The sequence below is a fragment of the Telluribacter humicola genome (genome assembly GCF_017355935.1).
Lineage (GTDB): Bacteria > Bacteroidota > Bacteroidia > Cytophagales > Spirosomataceae > Telluribacter > Telluribacter humicola.
Genome location: NZ_JAFIQT010000001.1, coordinates 502,336 through 529,300 on the forward strand (window position 1 = coordinate 502,336; position 26,965 = coordinate 529,300).

Sequence of the window (26,965 nt, forward strand, 5' to 3'; positions counted from 1 at the left end):
CTACTTTGTCTAACAAAGTAGTGTATTTATATCTTAAAGCTACATTCCCAACCTACCTTGCCATGGATATTATACAGGAGCTTATACATAACGAAAATCTGGCCTCAGTACCGGAGCCGCAACTGCAGTGGCTGGTGGATCAGGGTGAAGTGATACATCTTCAGGATGGAGATTACCTTTTCAAAAAAGATGATCCGATTGATCATCTTCTGGTCGTACTGGAAGGACATTTTAGGTTGTACTTTGTGCAGAACAACGAACAGCGCCTGCTTGAAGACAATGGGAAAGGATATGTAGGTGGCCTGCTGCCGTACTCACGTCTGGAAAAAGCCAATGGCAATGCCATAGCCGTAGGTAATACGACGCTTCTACGACTGCACCGGAGCCAGTTCAGAGAGATGATTGAGAAGCAGGATAAACTGGTAGAAGTACTGGTGCATCTGATGCTCAACCGGGTCCGTAACTTCACGAAGGTACAGCAGCAAAACGAAAAGATGATTTCGCTTGGCAAGCTTTCGGCTGGACTGGCGCACGAGCTCAACAACCCCGCTTCAGCGGTGGTACGCAGTGCTACGGCGCTCAAAAAGCAGCTGGGTATAGTACCGGAGAAGCTTAAAGCTGTACTGGCCCTTCAGCTGACTCCGGAGCAGGTGGAGCAGGTAAGCAAGGTGCTGTTGGGAAAGATGAATGGTGAACCGCAACAACGGCAGCTAAGCCTTATGGAGAAGTCAACCCGTGAGGATGAGCTGGCCGACTGGCTGGAAGAGCATGGTGTGGAGAATGGGTTCGAGATAGCCGAGATTCTGGTAGAATACAACTTTACAACTCAGGACCTGGACGTAATCAGTACCAACCTGTCCGATCAGAACCTGACTTCGGTGCTGGACTGGATGAGTAATGTACTGGCCTCAACGCGACTAGTCACAGAAATAGCGGAAGCTTCGGAAAGAATTGCTAATCTGGTAGGCTCTATCAAGGAGTACTCACATATGGATGGCGGAGCGGACAAAAAGAGAGTATCTTTGAAGGACGGACTTAACAGTACCCTGCGCATCCTGCAGCATAAGCTCAAAAGCAAAAAACTAAACGTACAGCTTAACCTGCCGGACGACCTGCCAGAGATATGTGTATATCCCGGTGAGCTAAACCAGGTGTGGACTAATCTCATTGATAATGCGATTGATGCCTCACCGGAGGGCGGACAGATCCATGTGGAAGCGGTACCGGACCGGCAGTATATCACTATTAACATCATTGACAACGGCAGTGGTATCCCCGAAGAAATGACCGGCAGGATATTCGATCCGTTTTTTACGACTAAAGACATAGGGAAAGGTACCGGACTGGGACTGGAAATTGTACAGAGCATTGTGCAGCAGCACAAGGGCCAGGTGAAAGTACATTCAGAGCCCGGCCGGACGGAGTTCAGCGTGTGTCTGCCCATAGAATAACAAGCGAAAATATCGTATACGATCCTTCTAACCCATACTATTACTTCAACTTGATTCATGAAGAAACCCATCATACTGGCCGTAGATGACGATGAGCAGGTACTGCGGGCACTCACGCGGGACTTACAGGGCGCCTACCGGAAGGATTATAAAATAATGAGTACAGCATCAGCCAATGAAGCCCTGGCCACGCTGAAAGAGCTGAAACAGGGTAATGAAGCAGTAGCTCTGTTTATATCAGACCAGCGAATGCCCGAAATGCTGGGAGTAGATTACCTGACCGAAGCAAGAAAATATTTCCCGAATGCGAAGCGGGTCTTGCTAACGGCTTATTCAGATACGGATGCCGCCATCAAGGCTATCAATAAAGTACAGCTGGACTACTACCTGATGAAGCCCTGGGACCCGCCCGAAGAGAAAATGTTTCCGGTGCTGAACGGACTGCTGGACGACTGGCAGCTTACGTACATACCCGAGTTTGAGGGTATAAAAGTAGTAGGCTACCAGTTTTCGCCGAAGTCACACGAAGTCAAAGATTTTCTTTCGGCGAATCTGCTTCCTTACCAGTGGCTTGACCTTGAGATTAACCAAAAAGGCAAAGATCTTTTGGAGAAACATAATCTGAAGCCCAAGGAAGCGCCCTATGTGTTTCTGGAAGATGGTACTTACCTGACACAGCCGGATCGGCGCCAGATTGCCGAAAAACTGGGCCTGAGCCAGGAAGCCCCCAGCGAACTATACGATGTAGTGATCATCGGAGCCGGGCCGGCCGGACTGTCAGCGGCAGTATACGGAGGCTCGGAAGGACTCAAAACCCTGCTCATCGAACGGAGAGCTCCGGGTGGGCAGGCGGGTACGAGTTCGCGCATTGAGAACTACCTTGGATTTCCATCGGGGCTGAGCGGGGCCGAGCTCTCACAGCGAGCCATCACTCAGGCTACGCGCTTCGGAGTAGATTTTCTGTCGCCGGAAGAGGTAGTTGATATTCAGGCAAAAGGAAACTATAAAATATTAACGCTGGGGAGTGGAGGCCAGATCAATACCAAGAGTGTCATCATCTCGACCGGGGTAGATTATCGCAGGCTGGACTCAAAGGGCGTGGATAGTTTTACCGGAGCCGGTGTGTATTACGGTGCTGCTACGACCGAAGCCCGGGGGTGTAGTGATCGCCAGGTATTTGTAGTAGGTGGAGGCAACTCAGCCGGACAGGGAGCTATGTACCTGTCACAGTTTGCTACCAAAGTACATATAGTAATACATAAGGCTGATCTGACCTCTTCCATGTCGCATTACCTGATTGATCAGATCAATTCTACTCCCAACATTGAGATCATAGCAGATTCAGAAATAGTAGAGGCTAAGGGGGAGGAGCAACTGGCGGAACTGGTTATTGAGAACATTAAGTCGAAGGAAATAAAGACGTATCAGGCCAACGCGCTGTTCATATTTATCGGCGCCAGACCCTACACCGACTGGATCACAACCGATATGCAGAAAACGGAGGATGGCTTTATTATTACCGGTCGGGATCTGGTAAACCGACCGGATTTTGGAAAGATCTGGAAAAAGAAGCGGGAGCCTTTCCCCCTCGAAACCTGCATAACGGGCATATTTGCCGCCGGTGACGTCCGTGCCGATGCCATGAACCGGGTCGCTTCGGCCGTAGGCGAGGGAGCTATGGCTATCAGCTTTGTACACAAGTACCTGGCAGAGGTGTAGATCTTAAGTAGCGATAGTATTATAAACGTCCACCAGTGCCTCTGACGGTTGCTGGTGGATGTTTTTGTATATATTCATTACCGTTAAAGTGTGAAGTACTATTACCGTTCAATCGGTAAGTAGCTCTACGGGTAGAGCTACTGCTGGGCGTGTTTTCTTATTTGCCAATTTACTTCTACCTTTCTGCCATTGTACCACATCAGATTTAATCAGGCAGCTCTACTCACATGATTATCTACGAATCCAACAAAAACTTTCTGCGCGATATTACCCACCTTACCCGTAGCTGGACCATGCAACGTGTCATGCGGGCTGCTTTGGGAGTAGGGGCCGTTACGGCTGTGTTTACCGTAGCTTTCGAGGAGATCTGGCCCATGGAGATCAATGTACCTTCGAGTATATTTTCGCTGTTGGGTATCGTATTGAGTATCCTGCTGGTTTTTCGGACCAATACCGCCTACGACCGCTGGTGGGAAGGGCGTAAGCAGTGGGGAGCTTTGGTGAACAACTGCCGCAACCTGGCCGTAGCGGTACAGACGACTCTGCCCCCAGAAGAGGTCAAGGCACGATTTGAGATAGCGGTACTGATCTCTAATTTCTGCATTACCCTTAAGGAACACCTCAGGACGGGGGCTAAGGTAGAGGAGCTGATTTTTGTTAGTCACGATGAAATCGAAAAGTACAGTCAGCGTACCCACTTACCCAGCTATATCGCATCGCTAATCCACCAGAAGGTCCAGGATTACTACCGCAGTGAGACCATTACCGGAACAGATATGCGTAATATGAAGCCTCACCTGCAGGCCCTGCTGGATGTAGCCGGAGCGTGTGAGCGCATCAAGAAAACGCCCATTCCCTTCTCATACAGCGTATACATTAAGCTGTTGATACTGGGGTACTCTCTCATGCTGCCCTTCGGGCTGATCCGTGACTTTGGGTACTTTACTATTCCACTGGTCACCTTTATATTCTTCACCTTCATTGGTATCGAAATGATGGCTGCCGAAATTGAAGATCCTTTTGGACTGGATTGTAACGACCTGCCTACGGGCGACATCGCGCATACCATCAGGAACAACGTATTCGAGATTCTGGAAGTTACGCACGTTCACCAGCCTGAGCGGGAAGAAAAGCTGTATCAGAAAGTTTTCTGAACTGGTCCATAGCAAGTATATCTTTGTCCCACTCATACAACCTCACGATTATGTATACAATACAACAGCTACTTGACAACAATCAGGAGTGGGTGGCCGAGCAGCTACAATTGGATGCTTCGTACTTTGAAAAAATGGCACAGGGCCAGCAGCCAAAGTTCCTTTGGATCGGGTGCTCGGATAGCCGTGTTCCGCCCGACCAGATCACCAAGACTTCCCCCGGCGATATATTTGTACACCGCAACATTGCCAATCTGGTTGTACAGACCGATATGAATATGCTGAGTGTACTGCAGTATGCCGTGGATGTACTGCATGTAGAGCACGTTATTGTGTGCGGGCACTACGGCTGTGGTGGCGTAAAAGCAGCTATGGGCAATGAGCAGCTAGGCCTGATCGACAACTGGCTGCGGCAGATCAAAGACACCCAGAACTACTACTGGAAACAACTGGCAGAACTGGACGAGCCCACGCGTTTTGACCGGCTGGTCGAGCTGAACGTCATTGAGCAGGTATATAATCTAGGTAAGACCAATACCATCCAGAATGCCTGGGCCCGCCAGGCAGGCCCCTACCTGCACGGGTGGGTGTATGACCTGAATACAGGTCTCATCAAGACACAGACCCACTCCATCAGCAGCGAAGAAGCGCTGAGAGAGGTCTGTAAGTTCGAGATGGGAGTAGTGGGATACTACTAGTTTCCAGGTTTTTAGATTCAAAATACAACTTAAAGGGAAGGCCTTAGGCCTTCCCTTTTTCTATAGTACCTATCTAATTATAAGAATCTTTATTGCTGTTGCATAAACAGCCGAACTGTACGGTTAAACCAGGCTCCGCTTTCCTGAAAGGGGCAGTGACCACCTTCGTAAAGAGCCGTCGTAGCATTGGGAAACCGGAAGGAGGTGTAGTGCTCAGGACCCACGGCATAGTCTTGCAACCCGGCTATGACCAGTACAGGTACTTTGATTTTGGGGGTGAGAGCTGTAAAGTCCTGTTGATATTCGGTGTAGTCCCAGACCTTGTTGCCATAGTCAAAGTTGAACGGGCGACCTATGTCCAGCGTAATGGAGTCACTATGTACCTTGGCTTCGGGCGTGGCAAACATCAGTTTATACCACACGCCCTTCTCACGTAGCTTTCCATGTACCTTTCCGAGCCGCTCCATCTTATCGATGGAGGTATCAGTGTATATGTTGTCCGTAAGGCCCAGTTCCCGGATGCCAAAGTTGATATGGCTGTTGATAGAGTAGGGTAGGTTGAGAGTGCAATTGATGTAGATAGACGAACTTACACGCTGGGGATAATGGAGGGTATAGCTGGTCATGAGTATACCGGCGAATGAATGTCCCATCATTGACCATTTGGAATAGCCCAGGTAGCGACGTAGTTCTTCCAGGTCTTTCTCAAGCCGTGCCAGTGAGTAGTTGTTGTTTTTAGCGCTTTCTGACCGGCCACTTCCCCGCTGGTCAAAGTAGATCATCTGCATAAATTGCTCTACCTGACTCCCCTCTGATTTTTCGAAGTAGTGGCTGGTGGAACCGGGGCCTCCGTGGATAAAAACACATGGTTTGCCCTGTCCGGCTACCCGGACAAATAGTTTGACACTGTCAGAAGTGGTGAAGTAGAACTCGCGCTCCGGCACAGCCTGTGCAAACGCCTGTGATGCAATGGCAACCAGAGCCCAGACATAAATACTGATCTGTTTTTTCATGACTATCTCCTTTGAATTAATATGCTTCAAAGTTGATAGCTTGACCGGTCTTACGAAAACGGAAGTAGTTGAAGTAGCGATTTAGGCCGACAAAGTCGCCTTACAGGGTAACAGAAATTTTAGGAGTGTTATTACTATTCAAGCAAGCGTCAGTGATTAAGCTGAATGATGAAACAGTAGAAACAGAAACAGGTAAATCCACAGTACATCTATAAAGTGCCAGTACGTAGTAAGCAGCTTCATCTTGAGCCGGTTCGGCGGATTGACGCTGTACACAAAGGCATCTATATAAGTCATATTCTTCAAAGAGTCCCAGAAGGTAATTCCTAAGAATGCCAAACCACCTACTATATGTAGAATGTGAAGTCCTGAAAGAAGGTATACAAAAGAACCCGAAACACTTTCCTGCAGCCCTATGCCTTGCCCGATCATTTGAAACCAGCCCCAAACCTGCATAAATACAAAGGCAACCCCCAGCGTGAGCGTGGCACCAAGACAGGTGCGGTATATAGGGAATTTTTCGCGTTGGAAAGCGCGGTGTGCTTCGTGCATGGTCACGCTACTCAGCAGGATAGCAAAAGTACTGATCCAGAATACGCCCGGCAGAGTTACCTGCTGCCAGTCTGGACCTACTTTGCGTATGATATAAATGGCCAGTAGGGTAGTGAATATTAGTACACTTCCTCCTATACCCAACCACAACATAAATTGAAGTGGTTCGCGTCGCTTGGTAAAAGGATTCTCAGGGCTGCGGGTCGTTGGTTTTATAGGCATGATTCGTAAAAGCTTTCTATGGTCGGCATACTATTAAAAACGAAAAATATTTTTTTCTAATGTAAAAAAGTATGCCTGTTGCACCGATAAACTACTATTCAAAAACAATTTATACCACTTTCAGAATCAGGAGAGTTCTCCTTGCCAAACGGAGTAGGAGCTGAAATTGTTCGAGAATTGGGGCTCATTCCCAAAAATTCCATAGACTGTGGAACCGGAGCCACTCATGCTGGCATATAATGCCCCCAACTCGTATAACTGATCTTTGAGGTGAGGTAATTCGGGGTATATCGGGAATAGCGACGCCTCAAAATCATTCACTACAGTAGTACGCCACTCGCTGATGGGTTGTTGCAGAAGCTGCCGCAAATCAGTAGCGGGCTGAGCTGGTTTTACGCCAGCGTAGGCCTCAGCGGTAGAGATGTGTAGCCCCGGGTTGACCAGCACGATCCACTTTCCTGTTAGGCGTAGGTCTATGTCTTCAAACTGGTCGCCTTTGCCGTAGCAGTACTTGGGCTGGTTCTCGATAAAGAAAGCGCAGTCGCTACCCAGCGTGCGGGCGTAGTCTTGCTGCTGCGCGATGGTGAGCTTCAGGTCGAAGAGCCCATTTAATGCCCGGATGGTAAAAGCGGCATCCGCCGACCCGCCACCGAGTCCCGCTCCGATGGGGATAGCCTTGAGCAGGTGTATATCTACGGGCGGTAGTGAGTAGTCGCGAGCCAGAAGATGGTAAGCCTTTACGCATAAATTATTGAGCGCTGTCTCCGGAGTGGTAGCTCCCGGAGTGGTAGCTCCCGGTATGGGCAATCCCGACGACTGGAACGAAAGGCTCTCAGAAGGACGTATTTCGAGGGCGTCGGCCCAGCCCACCGGGTAGAAGCACGATTCAATATTATGAAATCCGTCAGGGCGTTTTTCGGTAATATGAAGGCCAATGTTGATTTTGGCGTTGGGAAATACAACCATTAGTACGATATATGTTACACCACAAATATCGAAAAATATACGAAAGCCCTTTTCATCTATGGAAAGGGCTTTTATGAAACGGTAATGTAGAGAGTTCTAGCGGATAAAAAGTACTTTGAACTCCGTCCGACGATTTCGCTGGTGCTCTTCCTCGGTACATAGTATGCCGTCCTTGCACTGGTTGAGCAGATCTGATTCGCCGTAGCCTTTGGAGGTCATACGGTTACGTGCTATACCCTTGGATGCCATATAGATGAGGGCTGCCCGGGCGCGACGCTCCGATAGGTACTGGTTAAACTGGGCGTTGCCCTGGCTGTCGGTATGCGAGCCTATCTCTATGCGGAGCGAGGGGTACTTGCGCATGGTGGCCACCATTTTGTCCAGTTCGCGGGCGGCATCGGGCCGGATTTCCCACTTGCCTGAGTCGTAATAGATATTATCCAGCGTCACCACATCCCCTACCTTCAGCATTTTCAGATCAGCCGCTACCAGTTTGGACTCCGACATTTCGGTGATTTTTTTAATCGCACTCTTATTGGTACCATACAGTGCCTTAGAGGCTTCCAGCTGATACTCGCAGCCTACTTTCAGAGAAAACTCAAAACGTCCGTCAGGACCCGTCACCGTTTGCATGACGGTACGATCACACCTATTCCGCAGAGTGATCTTTACTCCCTCGATGGCCTTCTTGTCGGTATGGCCGGTAACAGTACCGCGCAGGGTAGGAGTAGCAACTCTATCAGTGGCATTGGCCAGACCACCGGACATAGTGGCTGGCATGACCTCTACAGTATCGACCTGGTAGGGCAGGAGAGCGTATTCCAGGCGGGAGGATTTATCATCCGTAAATCCTGATGTAACAAAGCCCAGGGTACCTGCCAGGTAGCCCTCCCGCGTAACCTCAAACATAAAGTTATTATTTGCCTCCAGACAGACGTTTACTTCACCGTTGGCATTGGTAAATAATTCCTGCTGGTCATGGCCTTCACCCCTTGCTTTCACTACTACCAGGGCGCTATCCAGCGGAGCAAATGTATTCTCATCAATGATCTTTAAGGTAAGGTTACGGCAGCCATTGGCAGAGCCCTCCTTGATGAACCGAAAGATATCGTCATCCCCGCGCAGGCGGTTGCTGCTCAGGTAGCCCGTACTACGATTGCCATCCGTAATCAGTCCGAAGTCATCGGCCGGAGAGTTAAGAGGAGCTTCCAGATGTACAACCGGCCCCGCCACCGCTCCATTGAGTATAGGTACATAGTAGATGTCCAGGCCTCCCAGCCCGGGTTTACGACCACTGGAGGCGAAGTACAGGTTCCCGTTATCATCCACAAAGGGAAACATTTCGTCCCGGTTGGTATTGAGCTGTTTGCCCAGGTTCTGGGGCTTCGACCAGCCGTTCTTCTCCCGGCGCGACACGTAGATATCAGTACCTCCCAACCCTCCGGGGCGATCAGAGGCAAAAAACAGAACGTTCCCGTCACGGCTGAGGGAGGGATGCCCGGTGGAGTACTCGTCGTTATTGAAGGGAAGTTCCTGCACATTCGACCAGCCACCATCTTTGAGATCCGCTGAGTAAAGCTTGAGCTTGGTTACGTTGTCGCTGCTCTTTCTGGAGCGGCCATCACTGTAGTTATTCCGGGTAAAGATGATCTGGCTCCCATCCGCCGAAAAAGTCACAGGGCCTTCGTGGTACTTAGTATTTAGCTCCTTACTGAACACTTCTGCGCTGGCGGTCGTGCTGGTACGGGAGCTTTCCAGCCCCAGGCCCTCCGAAAACTCAAAGGGAGCATACGTACCTACCGTACGAGAGTCATTGGAAGTGGGTCGGGTATAGTTGTCGCGGCCCAGTGCACGCCCGTTTGTATTTGTCGGGGCAGCGGTATTGTTCAGAGGCTTTTCTTTTCCATCGGCTCCGAGCAGACTTACTGCCTGTAAGTCGGCCCGGCGGGGCATGAAGTAGAGGTCGAGGTACCCCTTGTTAGGGGTTGAAGCCCCTCCTGCTCCGCGTCCTGCTATATATACTAATCCTTCCCCAAAGTAAGCGGGGCTGAATTCAGATCCTGTGGAGTTGATGGTAAGGTTTTCGAGCCGGTAGGTAGCCTTTTCGGCCTTGCCAGCTACTGCTACCCGGGTTCCGGTACCGCTGCTGCTACCAGTGGCTACCTTATCCTTTTGTTCCTGGTAGGTAGCATATACCTTCTGGGCTTCGTCGAGCTTTCCGTTATAGCCAAGTGCCTGCGCGTAGTACAAGTAAGCCTGCTGGTGTCTGGGGCTAGGAGTACCTGCTTCCAGAAACTGCTTAAATATAGTTTCGGCCTTGGGCATGTCGCCCACCTCTTTGTAAGAGTACCCCAGATTGTACAGAATATCTCTGCGGTTGTCAGTGTTTATCGAATCATTACGCAGCAATTGTACATAGCTATTGATAGCACGACCGTACAGCTGCGAGTAAAAACTCCGGTCAGCCTGCTGCTTCTGTAAGATAACCTGTGCCAGTATTCCCCTCCCCTCTAACAGCATACAGACCAGCAATACCCAACATAGGGGTTTTTTCAGGCAATAATATGCATAGTAATATGGAGGCATAAATTGGTTTGGTGTCGAATATATTTATTCTGATCTTGTGATGGATACAGTCTTGTTTGTGTGCCAAAGCTAAGACGCGCCGCGTAGCTGTACAATTAGCCAGGACACATTTTTTGGATGGATACAATCCGTCAGCACACTATTGATTACTATTACAGAGGCAAGGGGAGCAATTGTGAAGGGTAAGATACGGCTACTATTATCCTCGGTTGAGGGTAGCATAACATCTACAAAGCCAGTAAGTAATTTACCGGCGGTAGTAAGAAAAGATGTATTACGTATCGAATGTATATGTGTGTTCATAAAATTACGGTACTGAGAACTCCCCCTTATCAGCGACGTACTTTAATACGATGTTATGCATGCCGAACGAAATCTATGCCAACCATCTTCAAACCTCTATTCATGCACGATAGTGATATAAATTATTAAAAAATTTATACACTTGGCTTAAGAGGCTACTTTATAGTTTAGAAGTTCCGGATACTAACCGAGCCACACAAATCATGCCACCTTAGGGACAGGTAAACTTCTTGCTGCATATATGGCCAGGTACCTGATAGTAAAGCCTTAATATACTGAAATACGACAATTAGCTTGTAACTGGCTGGTATGTTTTAAAGAAGACACTACTCCTAAAGAGCAATCTTCCATTTTACCACCGCCACTCCTGACCAAGAACCAGCTCCTGCTTTAGACCCTGTGTAATCAGATAGTCACGTGTTTCCTGAGTATTGAGACGTTTGGCCGGAAGTGAATTGGCATTGGCCAGCGCGTACAGGTACATGGAGGCATAGCGAACTGTATTCTCCAGTTGCTGCTTATCTACCAGGTCAAAGCTATCACAGTCGGCATGGTAGCACTGCAGTACCGAAGGAGATAAGGTACCCGATAGCCCTGCCACCGGTATGCCTTCCAGCATAAAGGGCTGGTGATCGCTGTGCAGGCCCGCGCGGTTGAGGTACTGGTTGGGATAGTCTTCATTGACTTTGGTAATAGCCGTACCTACGCGCTGAAAAAACTCGCTCATATCATCCCTGCCAAAAGCGTTGACTCCCTTGGGATCATTGGTCATATCGAGGTTCATCATGTAACGTACCTTCGCGGTTTCTCCGGTACGGTTTAGCTCCCGTACAAAGTGCTTGGAGCCCAGCAGCCCCTGCTCTTCACCCATGAACATCACAAACTGTATGGTACGGTCGGGCTTTATCTTGAGGGCTTTGAAAGTACGGGCAATATCCAGCACCGCAAAAGAGCCGATGCCGTTATCAATGGCTCCCGTAGAAAGATCCCAGGAGTCGAGGTGACCACCAATAATTACTTTTTCATTTGACTTCCCTTTCAGTGTAGCCACCACGTTACGTGCCTTGATGGTCTTAGAGAAGTTACGCATATCGATATTGGCCTGCAGTGGACCTTCTTCCTGCATCCAGGCGCGAAGCTCACGGCCACTGTCATTTGAGATAGATACGGCCGGTATGGGTATAAGCTCACCGGTTACGGAGGCGGTACCCGTCAGCAGGATCTTGCCCGGAGCCTGATTGACCATGATGATACCCTTGGCTCCGTATTTGATCGCTAGCGCGGTTTTCTCGGAGCGGTGCAGGTTTTTCTTGTCCGTAACGCCTACCAGACCTATGTTGGCCAGCGCTACCTTGCCCTTTACCTTAGTTTTTAGAGTTTCAAAATCTTCTTCCAGACCATTGCCCACATCCACGATTTCACCATGCAGAGAGGCTTCAACGGGCGAATGAGCCAGAGCTACTACGGCTACATCACGAAAGTTATCACTGCTCTTAGGTACTATGCTAAGCGTAACAGTATCCCGCATCCAGGAAACTACCTCGAAAGGCTGGTACTTTACATCGCTGAATCCATAGCTTTTAAGAAGATTATAGGCGTACTCTTCGGCCTTGCGACCATTGTTACTCCCCGTCAGACGGTGCCCGATGCGTGAAGTAGCTTCTTCCAGTGTGTGGTATGCCTTGCTGTTCTTCCTCACCTCTGTATCGATCCGCGAAAAAGCTTTTTCCCATTCGCTGTCTTCGGTTCGGAAGGAGACTAACACAACGCATAAGCTACCGGCAACGGCAGCTAATAATCGTTTTTTCATGATTAGTAAATCAATCGACAAGTTCAGGTAACTTACTATGATATAGACTGGTTGTATAAACAAAGATCAGTAGCTAAGAGTGCCTTATTCAACGTAAGTCGGGGCTGGAAAGTACAATTACGAAACTAAATTAGGTAAGATTTTTATTTATTGTATATCCTCAGGAACCAAAACAGACAGAAACCCGGAAAAATTATAACATGACTTACTTCAACACTAGCCCTACACCTCCGCAAGCTACTAAGATAGAAAAGGTTATGACTCTGCACGGCGATTCACGCACCGATACCTACTATTGGTTGCGTGAGCGTGATAAGCCGGAGGTAGTAGCCCATCTGGAGGCCGAAAACCAATATACGGAGGAGGTACTGGCTCCTCTGAAAGCATTTCGGGAGAAATTATTCCACGAGATGAAGGGGCGAATCAAGGAAAAAGATGAGTCAGTACCCGTCCGTGACGGCAACTACTGGTACTACTCGCGATACGAGGAAGGAGCTGAATATCCCTTCTACTGCCGGAAGTACCAGAGCCTGGATGCTCCCGAAGAAATCATGCTGGACCTCAACCAGCAGGCCGCTGGTCAGGGATACTATCAGGCTACTTTTCCCGAAATAAGTGACAACGAAACCATCGCGGCCATTGGGGAAGATACCGTAAGCCGCCGACTCTATACGCTGCGCTTCCGCAACCTCACTACCGGCGAATGGTATCCCGATGTAATACCCAACACCGAAGGCGGCAACTACGCATGGGCTGCTGATAACAAGACCCTGTTTTATATCCGTAAGGACGTAGATACGCTGCTTGGGTACCAGATCTGGCGGCACGAGCTGGGTACTGATGTGCGCGACGACGTACTGCTGTACGAAGAGGCCGACGACCAGTACTACCTGGGTCTGTACCGGATGAAGTCCAAAAAGTACATAGCCCTGGTGGCTGACCACAATGGCGTAGCTACCGAGTACCACCTGCTACGGGCCGACCAGCCAGCTGGTATCTTTGAGGTAGCGATCCCCCGCCGCCGCGGTCATGAGTACTCAATAGAGCACTACCAGGATACTTTTTACATCGTGACGAACCACAACGGCGCCGAGAACTTCAAACTGGTAAAAGCACCCGAAGGGAAAATTAGCGATACGGAGCAGTGGCAGGAGGTACTCTCGCACCGGCCCGACGTGTACCTGGAAGGCATTGAGGTATTCCGAAAGTACCTGGTGGTACAGGAGAGAAAGGAAGGGCTGCTGCATATCCGTATCATGGACCAGCAGTTAGGTGAGGAGCATTTCCTCGACTTTGGCGAGTCAGCCTATACGGCTTATGCAGGTGGTAATCCCGAGTTTGAGACAGAGGTACTGCGCTACGGCTACACCTCCCTCACAACGCCCAACTCCACCTACGACTACGACATGGAGAGCCGGACCAAGACCTTGCTTAAAGAGCAGGAGGTAGTAGGCAACTTTGATAAGAGTAACTATGTGACCGAGCGCCTGTACGCTCCCGCCCGCGATGGTGCTCAGGTACCTATCTCCATCGTGTACCGCAAAGACTTCGCGCATAATGGGCAGGGGCCACTGCTGCAGTACGCCTATGGCTCTTATGGGGCATCTATGGACCCCATGTTCAGTTCAGCGCGCCTGAGCCTGCTCGATAGAGGCTTTGCCTTTGCCATCTGCCACATCCGGGGCGGACAGGAAATGGGCCGCGCCTGGTACGAAAACGGCCGCCTGCTGCGCAAGATGAACACCTTCTACGACTTTATCGACTGCTCTAAGTACCTGATCAGCGAAGGCTGGACCTCACCCGCAGGGCTCTTTGCCATGGGTGGAAGTGCCGGAGGGTTGTTGATGGGTGCTGTGGCTAACCTGGCTCCCGAGCTATACAAAAGCATGGTAGCGCAGGTACCCTTTGTGGATGTGGTGACCACTATGCTCGACGAAACCATCCCGCTCACCACCGGTGAGTACGAAGAGTGGGGGAACCCGAACGAGAAGCCCTTCTATGATATTATGAAGTCCTACTCGCCCTATGATAATGTCGAGCCAAAGGCGTACCCGCATATGCTGGTAACGACGGGCTTCCACGACTCACAGGTACAGTACTGGGAGCCGGCCAAATGGGTAGCCAAACTGCGTGAACTCAAAACGGATGACCACCTGATCCTGCTGCACTGTGACATGGAAACCGGTCACGGCGGCGCATCGGGACGGTTCAAGCGCCTGCACGACATCGCGCTGGAGTATACCTTTGTGCTGGCTCTGGCGGGTAAGGCGGAGTAGAGGCTAATGACAACGGTCTGCCTGGGTGCCCAGGCAGACCGTTGTCCAGGTTTACAATGTAGGGGGTGTCCTTATATCGGTTGTGTTATATTTGCCAGTATTCGGCTCGTAGTCGCGCTTCGTAAGTCCATATAAGATCAATGAATAGTAAGTAGCACCTTTCAGTATATGCTCCTTTAATTCACCCTCCTTGGTCATTCCACATTTTACCATCACTCTACCGGAAGCCGGATTCTGATCCAGATGACATGATGTTACCTTATTCAATCCCAATGTGTCAAAACCAAAATGTATGAGTGATTGGGTCGCTTCTGTTGTGTACCCTTTGTTCCAAAAGGGTTCTGCAAGCCAGTACCCGATTTCAGCCCTTCTGAACCGGCTCTCTATGGTCAATCCGATGCCACCTATAAATTCAGTTTGTGGCTTTTCTCTGACTCCGAAATACAGGTGTGTACCACTCCTGAAGCCCTGATTCGCCTGATTTATCCAGTAGATAGCATCTTTTTCAGTGTACGGAGAAGGTATATTGAGGGTATAGGCAGTTATACGCTCATTCGCCGCATACTTCACAATAGAAGGAATATCATCTGCTCTAAGTTCGGTCAGCATCAGTCTTTCTGTTTCTATCGTTGGGAATTGTTCCATGGTTGATTCGGGTTTACAAACAATAGCATGAATGATATGACGAGCCAAAGGAAGAGTAATACTAAGGCGATTTGTGAAGAAATTTAATAAGTAACTAGCCGTGGGGCTGGTGTAGCATGCATATTTGCAGCCAGGAAGCAGCCGGTGGATAGCGTTGAGTGGCTTACAGCAGGCTGGCTCCATTTCTATTTTTTAGAGTAACTTTTTTGATGGAACAACTAATCAATGCAATCAATGGAATAATCTGGAGCAATGCTCTGATTATTTTGTGTCTGGGAACGGGGATCTACTTTTCAGTACTTACGCGTTTTTTACAGCTCCGCTATGTGGGACAAATGGTGAAACTGTTATTTGGAGGCAAGTCATCACAAAAAGGAGTCAGTTCATTTCAGGCTTTTTCACTGGCGGTGGCCGGTCGGGTTGGAACCGGTAATATAGCTGGCGTAGCTACGGCCATTGCCATGGGCGGGCCCGGTGCTATATTCTGGATGTGGATCGTAGCCTTTCTGGGTAGTGCCTCCGCGTTTGTAGAGGCGGTCCTGGCTCAGATCTACAAAGAGGTGAAGGACGGGCAGTACCGGGGCGGCCCGGCTTTCTATATCGACAAAGGGTTGGGTATTAAGTGGTACGCTACGCTGTTTGCTGTCGTGACGGCGGTTAGTTCAGCGGCCTTCTTTCCCGGCGTTCAGAGCAACACCATCGCTTCCAGCATGGAGAATGCTTTTAACATTCCGGCCATATATACAGGCGTGGCAGTTACCATACTGGTGGCTTTGATCATATTCGGTGGGGTAAAGCGAATCAGCAAAACAGCTGAGATCATTGTTCCGTTTATGGCCTTTGCCTACATCCTGATGGCAGTTGTCATTATCCTGATCAACATCAATGAAGTACCCGAAGTATTTGGTCTGATCATTCGTTCTGCTTTTGATTTGGAACCAGCCTTCGCGGGTATATTCGGTATGGCTATATCATGGGGTGTCAAGCGGGGGATCTACTCCAATGAAGCTGGATTAGGTACTGCTCCGCACGCTGCCGCCGCCGCGGAGGCCTCCTACCCGGCCAAGCAAGGGCTGATCCAGGCCTTTTCTGTCTATATCGATACGCTGTTTGTATGTACGGCCACGGGGCTGATGATCCTCTTTACGGACCAGTATAATGTCGTCAATCCCGAAGGAGGTTTTCTGGTAGAGAATATGGCCGGAGTACCCGCCGGAACCGGCTATACTCAGAATGCCGTCAGTATCCACTTTCCCAGCCTGGGACCGGGCTTCATTGCCATTTCCTTATTCCTTTTTGCCCTTACCACCATTGTAGCCTACTACTACATAGCCGAAACCAACCTGAGTTTTCTGGTAAAAGAAAGTACTATGGGCTGGAAGTTGACCGTGATGCGCCTGCTGCTGCTGGGAGCGGTATTTTATGGCTCCATAAAAACGGCCGAAGCGGCCTGGGCATTGGGTGATATGGGAGTAGGTCTGGTGGCCTGGTTGAACATCATTGCTATCATACTACTTAGGAAACCCGCTCTACTGGCGCTCAAAGACTACCAAACCCAGCTAAAAGCGGGTGTAGATCCTGTATTTGATCCGGAGCGATTGGGTATTAAAGGCTCAGTAGAGTGGACTACCGTGGAGAAAGAAAAGAACGTAGTATAGTACTAGTGACTCTAGGTTTGAAGGGGGCAACATTCTTCCGCAAACATATCCTGATAAGCCTTGTTAAATGGCAGATGTAGCGTCACATCTGCCATTTTTATTTAATAATAGTTTCAAAATGAAAATATTTCGCTGCACCTGCGGCAATAAGCTGTTTTTTGAGAACTCGGTGTGCCTGTCCTGTAAGCGGGAGGTGGGCTGGTGTCCGGTTTGTAAGGGGATGCACGCCATGGAGCCCGATGGAGCGGGCGGGTACCGATGCACCAATCCCGAGTGCCGGTCCAGCGTAATCAAATGCTTCAACTACGCTACCCACTATGTCTGCAACCGCATGGTAGAAAATCCCGGTCAGCTACCAACGCAGCTGCCGTTGTGCGATTACTGTCAGCTCACGGAGACCATCCCTGACCTGTCGGTGGAGGGGAATCGGGCCAAATGGTACGAACTGGAAGTAGCCAAGAGGCGCCTGCTGTACCTGCTTGACCAACTGGGCCTGCCCTATGGCTCCAAAGGGGAACCCTTCAAACTACCCTTGTCTTTCGACTTCAAGGAAGACATCGAGCCTGTTAAAGAGGGGCGGGGCAACGTCAGGAAAGGTGAAAAAGTATTTACCGGCCACGCCAACGGCAAGATCACCATCAACCTTCGGGAAGCCGATTCGGTAGAGCGTGAAAAGCAACGCGTAGCCTTTGGCGAAACCCAGCGTACCCTGATCGGGCATTTTCGGCACGAGGTCGGGCATTACTATTGGCAACTACTGGTACAGGGCAAGGATGAAGAAGCCTATAAGGCGCTGTTTGGTGATCATGAATCACCCACGTACAGTGAGGCTCTTGACTATTACTACAAAAATGGCCCTAAGCCCAACTGGCAGGAGAGCTACATCAGTGCCTATGCGACCATGCACTCCTGGGAAGACTTCGCCGAGACCTGGGGCGCCTATATGGATATGATCGCCGTACTGGATACGGCTGACAACACTGAACTGCTGGAACTACCCGGTGAAGACCTGCCGAATACGCAACTGGACGAATTGCTGGTCCGCTGCGTGGACCTGAGTATCAGAGTCAATGAAGTAAATCGCTCCATGGGCCTTCCCGACCTACTACCCGAAACCTACACACCCCCGGTGGTAGATAAGTTGCGCTTTATCCATCGGTTGATTAAGAAGAATAGGAAGAAGAAGTGATACTCATTAGGGCCTGGCTGCCTGAAGCGGGTGTTGTTGTGGATAAGTCCTTTCTGTTAGACAGTCTTTTTTCAACACGATCATGTCATAGACTACCTTTACCCACACCAGGATACAAGGAAAGGCTTTAAGTGTGTAAGGTACTACGAACTCTTCGCGCAGGTACCTGGGAAAAACATCGGTAGGAGACAAAGTGGTCAGCACAAAGGCACATGCAAATAGAATAATAGTCAGCGTATCCTTTTTAGCGGTAACAAACCACAGGGCCACCCCTGTCATGGCGATAATGAACGTGGGCGACTCTGCTTTATGATTGAATATCACGATCCAGATCAGGATAGAGCAGAGTGCCAGGTACCTGAATGTGTAGTTCTGGTATTCCCGGTACCTGATCAGGGGAAGCAGGAATAGGAGTACCCCCACTAAAACAATAAGATTTTTATTTACCTCCATACCGAACCAGCTATTCCACCAACCCATTACTGAGTAGCCGTACGAACTGGAGTGGTCGTGGGAAAGCATATTCCAGTAGCTCTGGAATAACCTGATGTACTGCTCATAGCTTACAAAGGCCAGCGGAATCAGAAAGAGGACTACGGCCCACAGGGAAGTATAGAGGGCTAGTTTTTCCTTCCTGGGATAGAAGAGAAACAGGGCAAATCCTACTACTCCGAAGAGTTTGATGAAGGCCGAGAAGACAATGCATAAGGTAGCCCACAGGTACTTCTTGTCTTCCAATAGGCCAAAGGCTAACACTAGTAACCCCGCTATCAATCCATTTGACTGCGAGTTTTGGATGGATGTCAGTAACTCAAGCAGGACAATGACTAGTAGCAGTCCCTTTTCAACATCACGTAGGTGAGGTAAGCGATATACCGCAAAGAGTAAGACGAGTACATTCGCCAGGTTCCACAGGCTCAGGCCCGCCCAATCAGGAAACAGGGCAAACAAGCCGAACAAGGCAGAAAAAGTAGGGGTGTATTTATATAGGTCCCAATGCTCCTGGGGGTACAGAATATATAGGTCCTGATTGTTTAGTAAGTGATAAAACGACTGCTCGAAAATCCTGTAATTGTTGTATGAGGTATAGTGGGTGCCACTATCATCAAATGTTTTTGTCCCGGATAGGAGGGCTTGTATACTTGCGGCTAAGGCAATGGTGATGTATAGTATTAGAAGGCTCCTTTGGTTTGATAAAGCTTTTGTAGCCCAGTCTTTCATTCTACCTTTTATAATCACTCTTCGTTAATATGCAGAAGTATTACGAAGAGCGAGTGGATATTACTCTTTTTCTGCTCAAAACTATTCAGGTAGTACGTAATGTCTTAGTTAAATGGCTGAATTTTATTTACCGGTAGTTACTATTTATTCAAATTTGAAAGCAGGAGAGGGGGCAGAAGTACTAATAGGTAACTAGGAGTATAGGAATAAATGAGGCAGGAGAGCCGTACAGGATACGGCTGAATATCAATGGTAACAAAATAAACCACCTTGAAAGGTACCTTGAGAATCAGCGCCTAGTACAGGCGCTTTTCATAGCTTTCCTTTAAGGCAGTAGAGATTTGGGCTTCGGTAAGTTTTGGATCTTTGATATGAGCTGCCAGAATAGATGCCGGTTTGGGAAGACGATCCTTTTCTAACCAGCTGGAAGAGTCCCAAAGCTGCGCACGTTTAAACGATTTAGCGCAATGGATATAGCATTCTTCCACTTCTATACCTATACCAACGGTGGGAATAGTACCATGGGATTCAAGCAGCGCCATGATTCCCTTGTCTTTGATAACTTTTGCTTTACCGTTGACTCTTAAGGTCTCTTCAAGCCCTGGAATTATAAATATCAAACCGACCTGTGGGTTATCTATAATGTTGCCTAAGGTGTCAAATCTTTTATTGCCGGGGCGCTCAGGTATGACCAACCTTTTTTCGTCCAGTACTAGTACAAAACCAGCTTTATCTCCGCGTGGCGAAACATCACAGCGTCCAGATGCGTCACTTGTAGCAACAAAGAGCATGGGAGACCTAGAAATAAATTCCTGACAGTGCGTATCTATATAGGAAATCACTTTATTCCTGACTACCTCACTGGGTACTCCGAGTAGTGAGTGTAGTTCATCCCTGGATGCTACCACGTCTTCAAACTTATCTGGTTTCATACCTTCCTTACTAATTTGATGTTTTCCTGCTATATCGCTCTCAAAAATAGATGAATAACCAAAATATCCAAGGCGGTTAATAATCCTGCTATTCAGTAGCTGTTGTTCTGGTCCTCATTTGCATTATGGCCCGCCAGGGTTGTACCTTTGCTCTCCATGTTCCTATAATCCCCATTACTATGTATTTTATTGGTTTTGACGTTGGTAGCTCGTCCGTAAAAGCCTGCCTCCTCGATGCTGACACGGGAACAACCGTGGCCTCGGCATTTTACCCTGAGACCGAAATGGCTCTGTCGTCACCCCAGCCCGGATTTGCTGAGCAGCATCCCGATCAGTGGTGGAAAAATGCCTGTCTGGCGTCGCAGGCAGTGATGCAGAAGGCTATGGTACCGGCCGAAGAGGTAAAAGCCATTGGTATATCCTACCAGATGCACGGCCTGGTAGTAGTGGATAAAGACTTGAATGTACTGCGTCCCTCCATCATCTGGTGTGATAGCCGGGCCGTGGGCATAGGCAATAAGGCATTTCAGGACCTGGGCGCGGAGGTAGTACTGCCGCACTTGCTCAATTCGCCCGGTAACTTTACGGCTTCCAAGCTGGCCTGGGTCAAGGAAAATGAACCTGACATCTACGCCAAAGTCCATAAGTTTATGCTTCCCGGCGACTACCTGGCGGCTCGTATGACCGGTGAGGTCGTGACTACACCATCGGGTCTGTCAGAAGGAGTACTCTGGGATTTTCTGGATGAGCAGCCTGCCGGCTTCCTGCTGGACTACTTCGGTTTCAGTACTGATATGATTCCTACCGTAGTACCTACCTTCAGCAACCAGGGCGAACTAACGGCTGAGGCCGCCGAAGCACTCGGACTGGCTGCCGGTACTCCCGTTGCATACCGCGCCGGTGACCAACCCAACAATGCTTTTTCGCTTAACGTACTCGAGCCCGGTGAAGTAGCCGCTACGGCTGGTACTTCGGGGGTAGTATACGGGGTAAGCGACCAGACCAAATATGACTCCAAGTCACGGGTTAATACCTTCCTGCACGTCAACCATATGCTGGGCAGCCCACGCTATGGGGTACTCCTGTGCGTGAATGGTACCGGTATCCTCAATAGCTGGCTCCGCAATACGCTGCTGCAGGGTACTATATCCTACTCCAAAATGAACGAACTGGCCGCGCAGGCCCCTATCGGTGCCGACGGGCTGGTGTGCCTGCCTTTCGGAAACGGAGCCGAGCGTGAGCTGGAAAATAAAGACTTGGGAGCTGCCTTCCGGGGATTACAGTTCAATCGCCACGGCATGAACCACTGGATCAGAGCTTCGCAGGAGGGAATTGTATTTGCACTGTACTACGGGATGCGCGTGATGGAAACCCTTGGGGTGTCGCTGAAGCGGGTACGGGCCGGAGAAGCTAACATGTTCCTGAGCCCGATCTTCCGTGAAACCTTCGCTAACGTATCGGGAGCTACCATAGAACTATACAATACCGACGGAGCGCAGGGCGCAGCCCGGGCGGCTGGCCTGGGGGTAGGCTACTACAAGAGCCGTGAAGATGCCTTCACCGGGCTTACCGCCGTGCAGACCATTGAGCCGGATGCGTCCCGGCAGGTGGCTACCCGGGAGGCATTTGCCCGATGGACGGCCGCTCTGGAAGAAGGTAAGAGATAAAAAAGAAGAGGCAGCCCTAAGGCTGCCTCTCTTGCAATATAGTCTATTCAGATTCTGTTAGTTCAGCTTCTTGACGTCAATCTTACGGATGACGTCTTTCTTGTTGAAAAGAATCCGCCATACCGCAAAGGGTATAGCCTGCTGATTGTAGCAAGACTTACTAATAATATTATCGGCCGGAACGGGTGAATTGTATACAAACAGAGTATCGTTGAGGCGCTGGATATTGTCCGACTGGGGGAGGTTCTTTTCGGTATTGTAGAGGTAGGCGTCGAGCAGCTCCCGCTCCTTGGCCGTATAGGCCGGATTCTTTATATCATCCAGGCCAAGCAACTGTACCTGTACACCATACTCTTTTTTGAGGGCAGCCAGTACCGGTAACTGCTGTAAGTTACTTCCACACAGTTCGGCGGCTTTTTCAGGATTGCTGGTAAGGGAGTCGGTCAGGGCCTTCTGCGAAATAGCTGCGATCTGTCGTCCCCATTGGTCCACAGTCGAAATCAACTGCACGTCAGTAATCCGTTTGATCTTCGAATTCCTGATTTCCTCACTAAGTTCCTTGGTATTGCCTACGCGGTTCTCTATGTTACAGCTTGTAACGATCAGTAGCAGAAGTATATAGAAATATCGGGTCATAGTTAGTAAGTGTAAGTAGTAAAGCCGGTGTAAATCTCGTAAACGAAACGATATATATCCTAATGGAGTTCATATAGTATATCAGTACCCACACAGGTACATCACTGTAAATTACGTATCTTTGCGGTGCCGCTCAGGTGGCATTGCCTGATAGACAGGAAATGATATTCAAGGACTATGCAAGATAAATTAGAAGCATTAAAAGAGCGATTTGAAGAAGTATCGCAGCAAATTATACAGCCCGAAGTTGTTTCGGACGCCAAGCGTTATTCCAAGTTGAGTAAAGAGTATAAAGACCTGGAAAAAATAGTAGTACAATACCAGGCTTATCAAAAACTGCTAAAAGATATAGCAGGAGCCAAAGAACTCATCTCAACTGAAAAGGACGAGGATCTGCGTGAAATGGCAAAAGAGGAGCTCAATGAGCTGCAGCCGCAGAAGGAAGTAATGGAAGCGGCGCTGAAGGATATGCTGATTCCTAAAGATCCCAACGACAGCCGCAACATCATTCTGGAAATAAGAGGAGGTACCGGTGGGGACGAAGCGGCTATATTTGCGGGCGATCTGTTCCGGATGTACCAGCGCTTCTGCGAGCAGATGGGCTGGAGGCTATCAGTGATGGACTATACCGAAGGTACCAACGGGGGCTACAAGGAAATTATAAGTAAGGTAGAAGGGGAAGACGTATACGGTAAACTTAAATTTGAATCGGGTGTACATCGTGTGCAGCGGGTACCGGCTACAGAGTCACAGGGACGTATTCATACGTCAGCAGCCACGGTAGCGGTGCTGCCTGAGGCCGAAGAGGTAGATGTGGAAATTAATATGAACGATGTCCGGGTAGATACCTTCAACTCATCCGGAGCGGGTGGACAGTCCGTAAACACTACGTATTCGGCGGTTCGACTCACGCACATTCCATCGGGCTTGGTTGTGAGCTGTCAGGATGAGCGTTCGCAGCTTAAGAACAAGGATAAAGCCCTGGGCGTACTGCGCTCACGTCTGTACGAAATTGAACTTAAAAAGCAGAATGACGCCATTAGTTCACACCGTAAGTCGATGATAGGAAGTGGCGACCGTTCCGATAAGATCCGTACCTACAACTATCCTCAAAGCCGCGTAACAGATCACCGCATTGGCTATACAGTTCATAACCTGCCAACTGTTATGGAGGGGGATATTGGCGACTTTATCGATCAGTTACGCATAGCCGAAAACGCCGAGCGTATGCAGGAGGGAGAGGCTGTATAAGTCAGGTCTTAGCTTTCAATATAAAAAGAGCCCCTGCCGCACATGCGGCAGGGGCTTATCTGTTTCTTATAGCCTTTGTTACTTGTACAGCTTCGGATAGGTCTCGGCTTTGTACTTGTCGAAAGGTACCTTCTGATAGTGATTATCGCCAATGAAGGTAATGACCTCGTGAAATTCCTTTGTTTTAAGGTAGCCTGGTAGCGGCTGGATCATCTGCATTTTTTCATCCAGGAAAACCGTCGTAGGGTAGCTGGGCTGGTTGTTGGTCAGGCTCAGGGCCAGCTGGTGTACCCCGCTTTTGCCCTGTGATACATACACAAATTTCTGCTGCCCCAGAGTAACGGGCTCGCGCTGCTCGGCGTTGAACTTTACGGGGTAGTAGTTCTTATTAATATACTCAGCCACTTTGGCGTTAGAGTAGGTTTCGCGATCCATCACCTTGCACCAGCCGCACCAGTCGGTATACACATCCACCAGGATCTTGCGGGGCTCTTTCTGCATACGGGCGTACGCCTGCTCCATGGTCAGCCACTGCACCTTGTCGGCTTTGGGCGAAGTAGTATCAGGGCGCAGCGCCAGCAGCGAAGTAAATAGTATACTGGCCAGTACAGCCAGGGTAGCTTGTCGTTTCATAACGGATGAGGATCTTGTTGATTAACTTTTATTCAGAACTTATTTCAAACAAGAAACGTGCCCTGATTACATTTAGTGGCTCACAAGCGTCTTAAGCTTTTTGCTGATGGTGAAATAAAAGGTAGTCCCCTCTGAGCTGGATTTCAGCCATATTTTTCCCCGGTGGCGCTCTACGATGCGCTTACAGATCGCCAGTCCGATACCCGTTCCCGAAAACTCGTCCTTCTTGTGGAGGCGCTGGAAGATGACAAATATCTTCTCAAAATAAGCTTCTTCGATACCAATTCCGTTGTCCTTCACAAAGAAGACCCAGTTGCTGGTCTCTTCGTGACAACCTACTTCCACCACCGGCTTCTCGCTGGCGTTGTACTTCAGACCATTACCGATCAGATTCTGAAACAGGGCAAACATCATCGAGTCTTCCCCTTTGATCATAGGCAGATCGTGGACAACTACCTCCGCGCCTTTTTCAAGGATCGTCTTCTGAAAGGCCTCAATTACGCTGCTGACCAAGGTATTACAGTTGATAGAACGCACTTCCGTATTGATATTACCGAGGCGTGCGTACTGGAGCAGGTCCTGAATCAGGTTTTTCATCCGATCCGCAGCGCGCTTAACGGTCGTGATGTACCGTCGTCCGTTTTCATCCAGGCGGTCGCTGTACTTTCTCTCCAGCAATTCCAGAAACATGTTGACCGTGCGCAGGGGCTCCTGCAGGTCGTGCGATGCCACGTAGGCAAAGCGCTCCAGTTCCGCGTTGGATACAGCCAGGGCCTCGGCTCGTCTGGCTAGTTTTTCGTTCGCCTCCTGGAGTAGCTGTTCGGTTTGTTTAAGACCGGTGATATCCCTTCCTTCCGGAATAAGCAGAATAACATTTCCCTTGTCATCCCACACGGGTTTCAGGGAGAAGTCTATGATCATCCGCTGGTCATCTTTACCCGATATCTCTATTTCACGACGTACAAATTCGCCTCTTGCGGCTTTCTGAACATCCTCCCGCACCTCTTTTTGCAGCTCCGGCGAATAAGCAAACCAGGGAGCTTGCCAGAAAGGTTTTCCTTTGGTCTCTTCCGCCGTAGCCCCCACAAAGACCAGAGCAGCTTGATTTGTCTCTATGAGCGCCCCGTTGGGTTCTAGCAACCCAATGAACTGGTACATGGAGTTGAAGATGGCAACAAAGCGTTGGGAGGTTTTCTTCTCGGCCTTCTCTATACGCTTACGTTCAGAAATGTCAGTGGTAGTACCTACCATCCGGATAGCTTGTCCGCTGGCATCACGTTCTACCACGCTGCCCCGGTTCAGTACCCAGCGGTAGCTACCATCTCTTTTACGGATACGGTGCTCGGTCCGGTAGTTCTGCGTCTGTCCGGCCATATGTTTTTCCAGGGCTTCGTATACGGACTGTTTATCATCCGGATGAATCAGGTCACTCCAGAAGCTGAAGTCAGAGTGGGTTTCATGGCTGTCCAGTCCCAGCAGTTGCCGGTGCTGCGGCGACATGTATATTTCGGGTACCTGAGGCTTCCAGTCCCACACCCCTATGCCGGAACCTTCCAGTGCCAGGTGCCAGCGCTGCTCAGTATCTTTAATGGCTCGTTCCGCTATTTTTAGCTCTGTAATATCGCTGAATGATACTACTACGGCGGTGGGAATACTACCTCCCTGTTCAAAAACCGGCTCTGAGTTGATACTAATCCAGCTAAGGCTGCCATCAGCTTTATAGATGCCCATTACAACGCCCCGCAGGGACTTTCCAGACTGGAGGGTAATAGCGGAAGGATGGGTGTCGAAAGGAAACGGAGAGCCGTCTTCGTGGATACATCGCCATTGCGGATCGATAGGTGCGCGGCCCATGAGCTGCTCAACTGTAATACCCAGGATACGCTCAACAGCCGGATTGCAAAGGATGATATCTGTATGAGTATGTACAATCATTCCCTCAGCCAGGGTACCCAGAAACGTATTGTACTGCTCCTGCTGACGGAGGAGTGACTCTCCTATGATCTTCGGATCGGAAATAATGCTGAAATGAAAGTTGTAGCCGTGTACTTCTTCCTTCCGTTTAAGGTTGTAGAATTTACCGCTAAGTAGCATAATGCTGCCATCGGGCAGGTGATAGCTGACTTGGCCTTCCCAGTTACCACTTTGCTGAAGCAGGTGAAATATTTCCAGTACATTGGATTCAACACTATGGATCTGTATTGTCTGCCGAATGCTTCTGCCTATAACTTCTTCTTCCTGATTAAGGTGTAATATTCTGATAGCAGCCGGATTCAGACTACTTATAACAAAGTCTGCGTCCGTCGAGATAATTCCTTCCGAAGCGTTGAGGTAGAAACACTCGTAAACGTCGTTCATGCCAAACGAAAATAAATAGTATTAT

Annotated in this window: 20 protein-coding genes; 9 read left to right on the plus strand and 11 right to left on the minus strand. The window is 49.3% G+C overall.

The annotated features are described in order from the left end of the window. Nucleotides 1-62 precede the first annotated feature (62 nt). The 4 genes from JUB14_RS02325 (at nt 63) to can (ending at nt 5,022) form a co-directional block, all read left to right on the plus strand. On the plus strand, nt 63-1,451 hold the full coding sequence (locus JUB14_RS02325) for an ATP-binding protein (RefSeq protein ID WP_207504154.1): 1,389 nt from the start codon (nt 63-65) through the stop codon (nt 1,449-1,451). A 57-nt stretch (nt 1,452-1,508) separates the two neighbouring features. After that, entirely contained in the window at nt 1,509-3,170 is a 1,662-nt protein-coding gene (locus tag JUB14_RS02330; protein WP_207504155.1) for an NAD(P)/FAD-dependent oxidoreductase, read from the plus strand. A gap of 227 nt (nt 3,171-3,397) precedes the next feature. Continuing rightward, nucleotides 3,398-4,324 carry a bestrophin family protein gene (locus JUB14_RS02335; protein ID WP_207504156.1) on the plus strand — a complete coding sequence of 309 codons (927 nt, stop codon included), beginning with the start codon at nt 3,398-3,400 and terminating at the stop codon, nt 4,322-4,324. Between the two features lie 50 nt (nt 4,325-4,374). Beyond that, nucleotides 4,375-5,022: a carbonate dehydratase gene (gene can, locus JUB14_RS02340; protein WP_207504157.1), complete on the plus strand. Its 648-nt coding sequence runs from the start codon at nt 4,375-4,377 to the stop codon at nt 5,020-5,022. An 89-nt stretch (nt 5,023-5,111) separates the two neighbouring features. On the opposite strand, the gene JUB14_RS02345 is transcribed toward can, so the two are convergent. The 5 genes from JUB14_RS02345 to JUB14_RS02365 form a co-directional block, all read right to left on the minus strand. After that, nucleotides 5,112-6,035, minus strand: coding sequence for an alpha/beta fold hydrolase (locus JUB14_RS02345; RefSeq protein ID WP_207504158.1), 924 nt, complete (start codon nt 6,033-6,035; stop codon nt 5,112-5,114). A gap of 156 nt (nt 6,036-6,191) precedes the next feature. Beyond that, the gene (locus JUB14_RS02350; RefSeq protein ID WP_207504159.1) at nt 6,192-6,809 is read right to left on the minus strand and encodes a cytochrome c oxidase subunit 3; all 618 of its coding nucleotides are present in this window, start codon (nt 6,807-6,809) and stop codon (nt 6,192-6,194) included. A 126-nt stretch (nt 6,810-6,935) separates the two neighbouring features. Then, on the minus strand, nt 6,936-7,775 hold the full coding sequence (gene ispE / locus JUB14_RS02355; RefSeq protein ID WP_207504160.1) for a 4-(cytidine 5'-diphospho)-2-C-methyl-D-erythritol kinase: 840 nt from the start codon (nt 7,773-7,775) through the stop codon (nt 6,936-6,938). Between the two features lie 96 nt (nt 7,776-7,871). Continuing rightward, the gene (locus JUB14_RS02360; RefSeq protein ID WP_207504161.1) at nt 7,872-10,295 is read right to left on the minus strand and encodes an OmpA family protein; all 2,424 of its coding nucleotides are present in this window, start codon (nt 10,293-10,295) and stop codon (nt 7,872-7,874) included. A gap of 721 nt (nt 10,296-11,016) precedes the next feature. Further along, entirely contained in the window at nt 11,017-12,474 is a 1,458-nt protein-coding gene (locus JUB14_RS02365; protein ID WP_207504162.1) for a M28 family peptidase, read from the minus strand. 200 nt (nt 12,475-12,674) lie between these two features. Here JUB14_RS02365 and JUB14_RS02370 point away from each other — a divergent pair, with 200 nt between their 5' ends. Continuing rightward, a complete protein-coding gene (locus JUB14_RS02370; protein WP_207504163.1) occupies nt 12,675-14,750 on the plus strand; it encodes a S9 family peptidase in 2,076 nt (691 codons plus the stop codon). Between the two features lie 51 nt (nt 14,751-14,801). Here JUB14_RS02370 and JUB14_RS02375 read toward each other — a convergent pair whose 3' ends face one another. Beyond that, entirely contained in the window at nt 14,802-15,395 is a 594-nt protein-coding gene (locus JUB14_RS02375) for a GNAT family N-acetyltransferase (RefSeq protein ID WP_207504164.1), read from the minus strand. 209 nt (nt 15,396-15,604) lie between these two features. Here JUB14_RS02375 and JUB14_RS02380 point away from each other — a divergent pair, with 209 nt between their 5' ends. Continuing rightward, on the plus strand, nt 15,605-17,053 hold the full coding sequence (locus tag JUB14_RS02380; RefSeq protein ID WP_207504165.1) for an alanine/glycine:cation symporter family protein: 1,449 nt from the start codon (nt 15,605-15,607) through the stop codon (nt 17,051-17,053). Between the two features lie 118 nt (nt 17,054-17,171). Beyond that, the gene (locus JUB14_RS02385; RefSeq protein ID WP_207504166.1) at nt 17,172-18,242 is read left to right on the plus strand and encodes a zinc-binding metallopeptidase family protein; all 1,071 of its coding nucleotides are present in this window, start codon (nt 17,172-17,174) and stop codon (nt 18,240-18,242) included. A gap of 6 nt (nt 18,243-18,248) precedes the next feature. Here the strand turns inward: JUB14_RS02385 and JUB14_RS02390 are convergent, their stop codons facing one another. Together JUB14_RS02390 and JUB14_RS02395 are read right to left on the minus strand one after the other, a co-directional pair. Continuing rightward, nucleotides 18,249-19,463 (minus strand): glycosyltransferase family 87 protein, encoded by a 1,215-nt coding sequence (locus JUB14_RS02390; protein WP_207504167.1) that lies wholly within the window; start codon nt 19,461-19,463, stop codon nt 18,249-18,251. Nucleotides 19,464-19,759: 296 nt separating this feature from the next. Continuing rightward, nucleotides 19,760-20,395 carry an MSMEG_1061 family FMN-dependent PPOX-type flavoprotein gene (locus JUB14_RS02395; protein WP_207504168.1) on the minus strand — a complete coding sequence of 212 codons (636 nt, stop codon included), beginning with the start codon at nt 20,393-20,395 and terminating at the stop codon, nt 19,760-19,762. A 179-nt stretch (nt 20,396-20,574) separates the two neighbouring features. Between JUB14_RS02395 and JUB14_RS02400 the strand changes: the two genes are divergently transcribed. Beyond that, on the plus strand, nt 20,575-22,062 hold the full coding sequence (locus JUB14_RS02400) for a xylulokinase (protein WP_207504169.1): 1,488 nt from the start codon (nt 20,575-20,577) through the stop codon (nt 22,060-22,062). Between the two features lie 57 nt (nt 22,063-22,119). Here JUB14_RS02400 and JUB14_RS02405 read toward each other — a convergent pair whose 3' ends face one another. Next, nucleotides 22,120-22,698 carry a hypothetical protein gene (locus tag JUB14_RS02405; RefSeq protein ID WP_207504170.1) on the minus strand — a complete coding sequence of 193 codons (579 nt, stop codon included), beginning with the start codon at nt 22,696-22,698 and terminating at the stop codon, nt 22,120-22,122. A gap of 177 nt (nt 22,699-22,875) precedes the next feature. On the opposite strand from JUB14_RS02405, the gene prfA reads away from it, so the two are divergent. Continuing rightward, the gene (prfA, locus tag JUB14_RS02410) at nt 22,876-23,949 is read left to right on the plus strand and encodes a peptide chain release factor 1 (protein ID WP_207504171.1); all 1,074 of its coding nucleotides are present in this window, start codon (nt 22,876-22,878) and stop codon (nt 23,947-23,949) included. 78 nt (nt 23,950-24,027) lie between these two features. Here the strand turns inward: prfA and JUB14_RS02415 are convergent, their stop codons facing one another. Then, the gene (locus tag JUB14_RS02415) at nt 24,028-24,582 is read right to left on the minus strand and encodes a thioredoxin family protein (protein ID WP_207504172.1); all 555 of its coding nucleotides are present in this window, start codon (nt 24,580-24,582) and stop codon (nt 24,028-24,030) included. Nucleotides 24,583-24,654: 72 nt separating this feature from the next. Next, a complete protein-coding gene (locus tag JUB14_RS02420) occupies nt 24,655-26,940 on the minus strand; it encodes a PAS domain S-box protein (protein WP_207504173.1) in 2,286 nt (761 codons plus the stop codon). Between the last annotated feature and the right edge of the window lie 25 nt (nt 26,941-26,965).

Coding starts and splice junctions, on each gene's coding strand:
- JUB14_RS02325 (WP_207504154.1), top strand. CDS start 63: ATGGATATTATACAGGAGCTTATACATAACGAAAATCTGGCCTCAGTA.
- JUB14_RS02330 (WP_207504155.1), top strand. CDS start 1,509: ATGAAGAAACCCATCATACTGGCCGTAGATGACGATGAGCAGGTACTG.
- JUB14_RS02335 (WP_207504156.1), top strand. CDS start 3,398: ATGATTATCTACGAATCCAACAAAAACTTTCTGCGCGATATTACCCAC.
- can (WP_207504157.1), top strand. CDS start 4,375: ATGTATACAATACAACAGCTACTTGACAACAATCAGGAGTGGGTGGCC.
- JUB14_RS02345 (WP_207504158.1), bottom strand. CDS start 6,035: ATGAAAAAACAGATCAGTATTTATGTCTGGGCTCTGGTTGCCATTGCA.
- JUB14_RS02350 (WP_207504159.1), bottom strand. CDS start 6,809: ATGCCTATAAAACCAACGACCCGCAGCCCTGAGAATCCTTTTACCAAG.
- ispE (WP_207504160.1), bottom strand. CDS start 7,775: ATGGTTGTATTTCCCAACGCCAAAATCAACATTGGCCTTCATATTACC.
- JUB14_RS02360 (WP_207504161.1), bottom strand. CDS start 10,295: ATGCTGTTAGAGGGGAGGGGAATACTGGCACAGGTTATCTTACAGAAG.
- JUB14_RS02365 (WP_207504162.1), bottom strand. CDS start 12,474: ATGAAAAAACGATTATTAGCTGCCGTTGCCGGTAGCTTATGCGTTGTG.
- JUB14_RS02370 (WP_207504163.1), top strand. CDS start 12,675: ATGACTTACTTCAACACTAGCCCTACACCTCCGCAAGCTACTAAGATA.
- JUB14_RS02375 (WP_207504164.1), bottom strand. CDS start 15,395: ATGGAACAATTCCCAACGATAGAAACAGAAAGACTGATGCTGACCGAA.
- JUB14_RS02380 (WP_207504165.1), top strand. CDS start 15,605: ATGGAACAACTAATCAATGCAATCAATGGAATAATCTGGAGCAATGCT.
- JUB14_RS02385 (WP_207504166.1), top strand. CDS start 17,172: ATGAAAATATTTCGCTGCACCTGCGGCAATAAGCTGTTTTTTGAGAAC.
- JUB14_RS02390 (WP_207504167.1), bottom strand. CDS start 19,463: ATGAAAGACTGGGCTACAAAAGCTTTATCAAACCAAAGGAGCCTTCTA.
- JUB14_RS02395 (WP_207504168.1), bottom strand. CDS start 20,395: ATGAAACCAGATAAGTTTGAAGACGTGGTAGCATCCAGGGATGAACTA.
- JUB14_RS02400 (WP_207504169.1), top strand. CDS start 20,575: ATGTATTTTATTGGTTTTGACGTTGGTAGCTCGTCCGTAAAAGCCTGC.
- JUB14_RS02405 (WP_207504170.1), bottom strand. CDS start 22,698: ATGACCCGATATTTCTATATACTTCTGCTACTGATCGTTACAAGCTGT.
- prfA (WP_207504171.1), top strand. CDS start 22,876: ATGCAAGATAAATTAGAAGCATTAAAAGAGCGATTTGAAGAAGTATCG.
- JUB14_RS02415 (WP_207504172.1), bottom strand. CDS start 24,582: ATGAAACGACAAGCTACCCTGGCTGTACTGGCCAGTATACTATTTACT.
- JUB14_RS02420 (WP_207504173.1), bottom strand. CDS start 26,940: ATGAACGACGTTTACGAGTGTTTCTACCTCAACGCTTCGGAAGGAATT.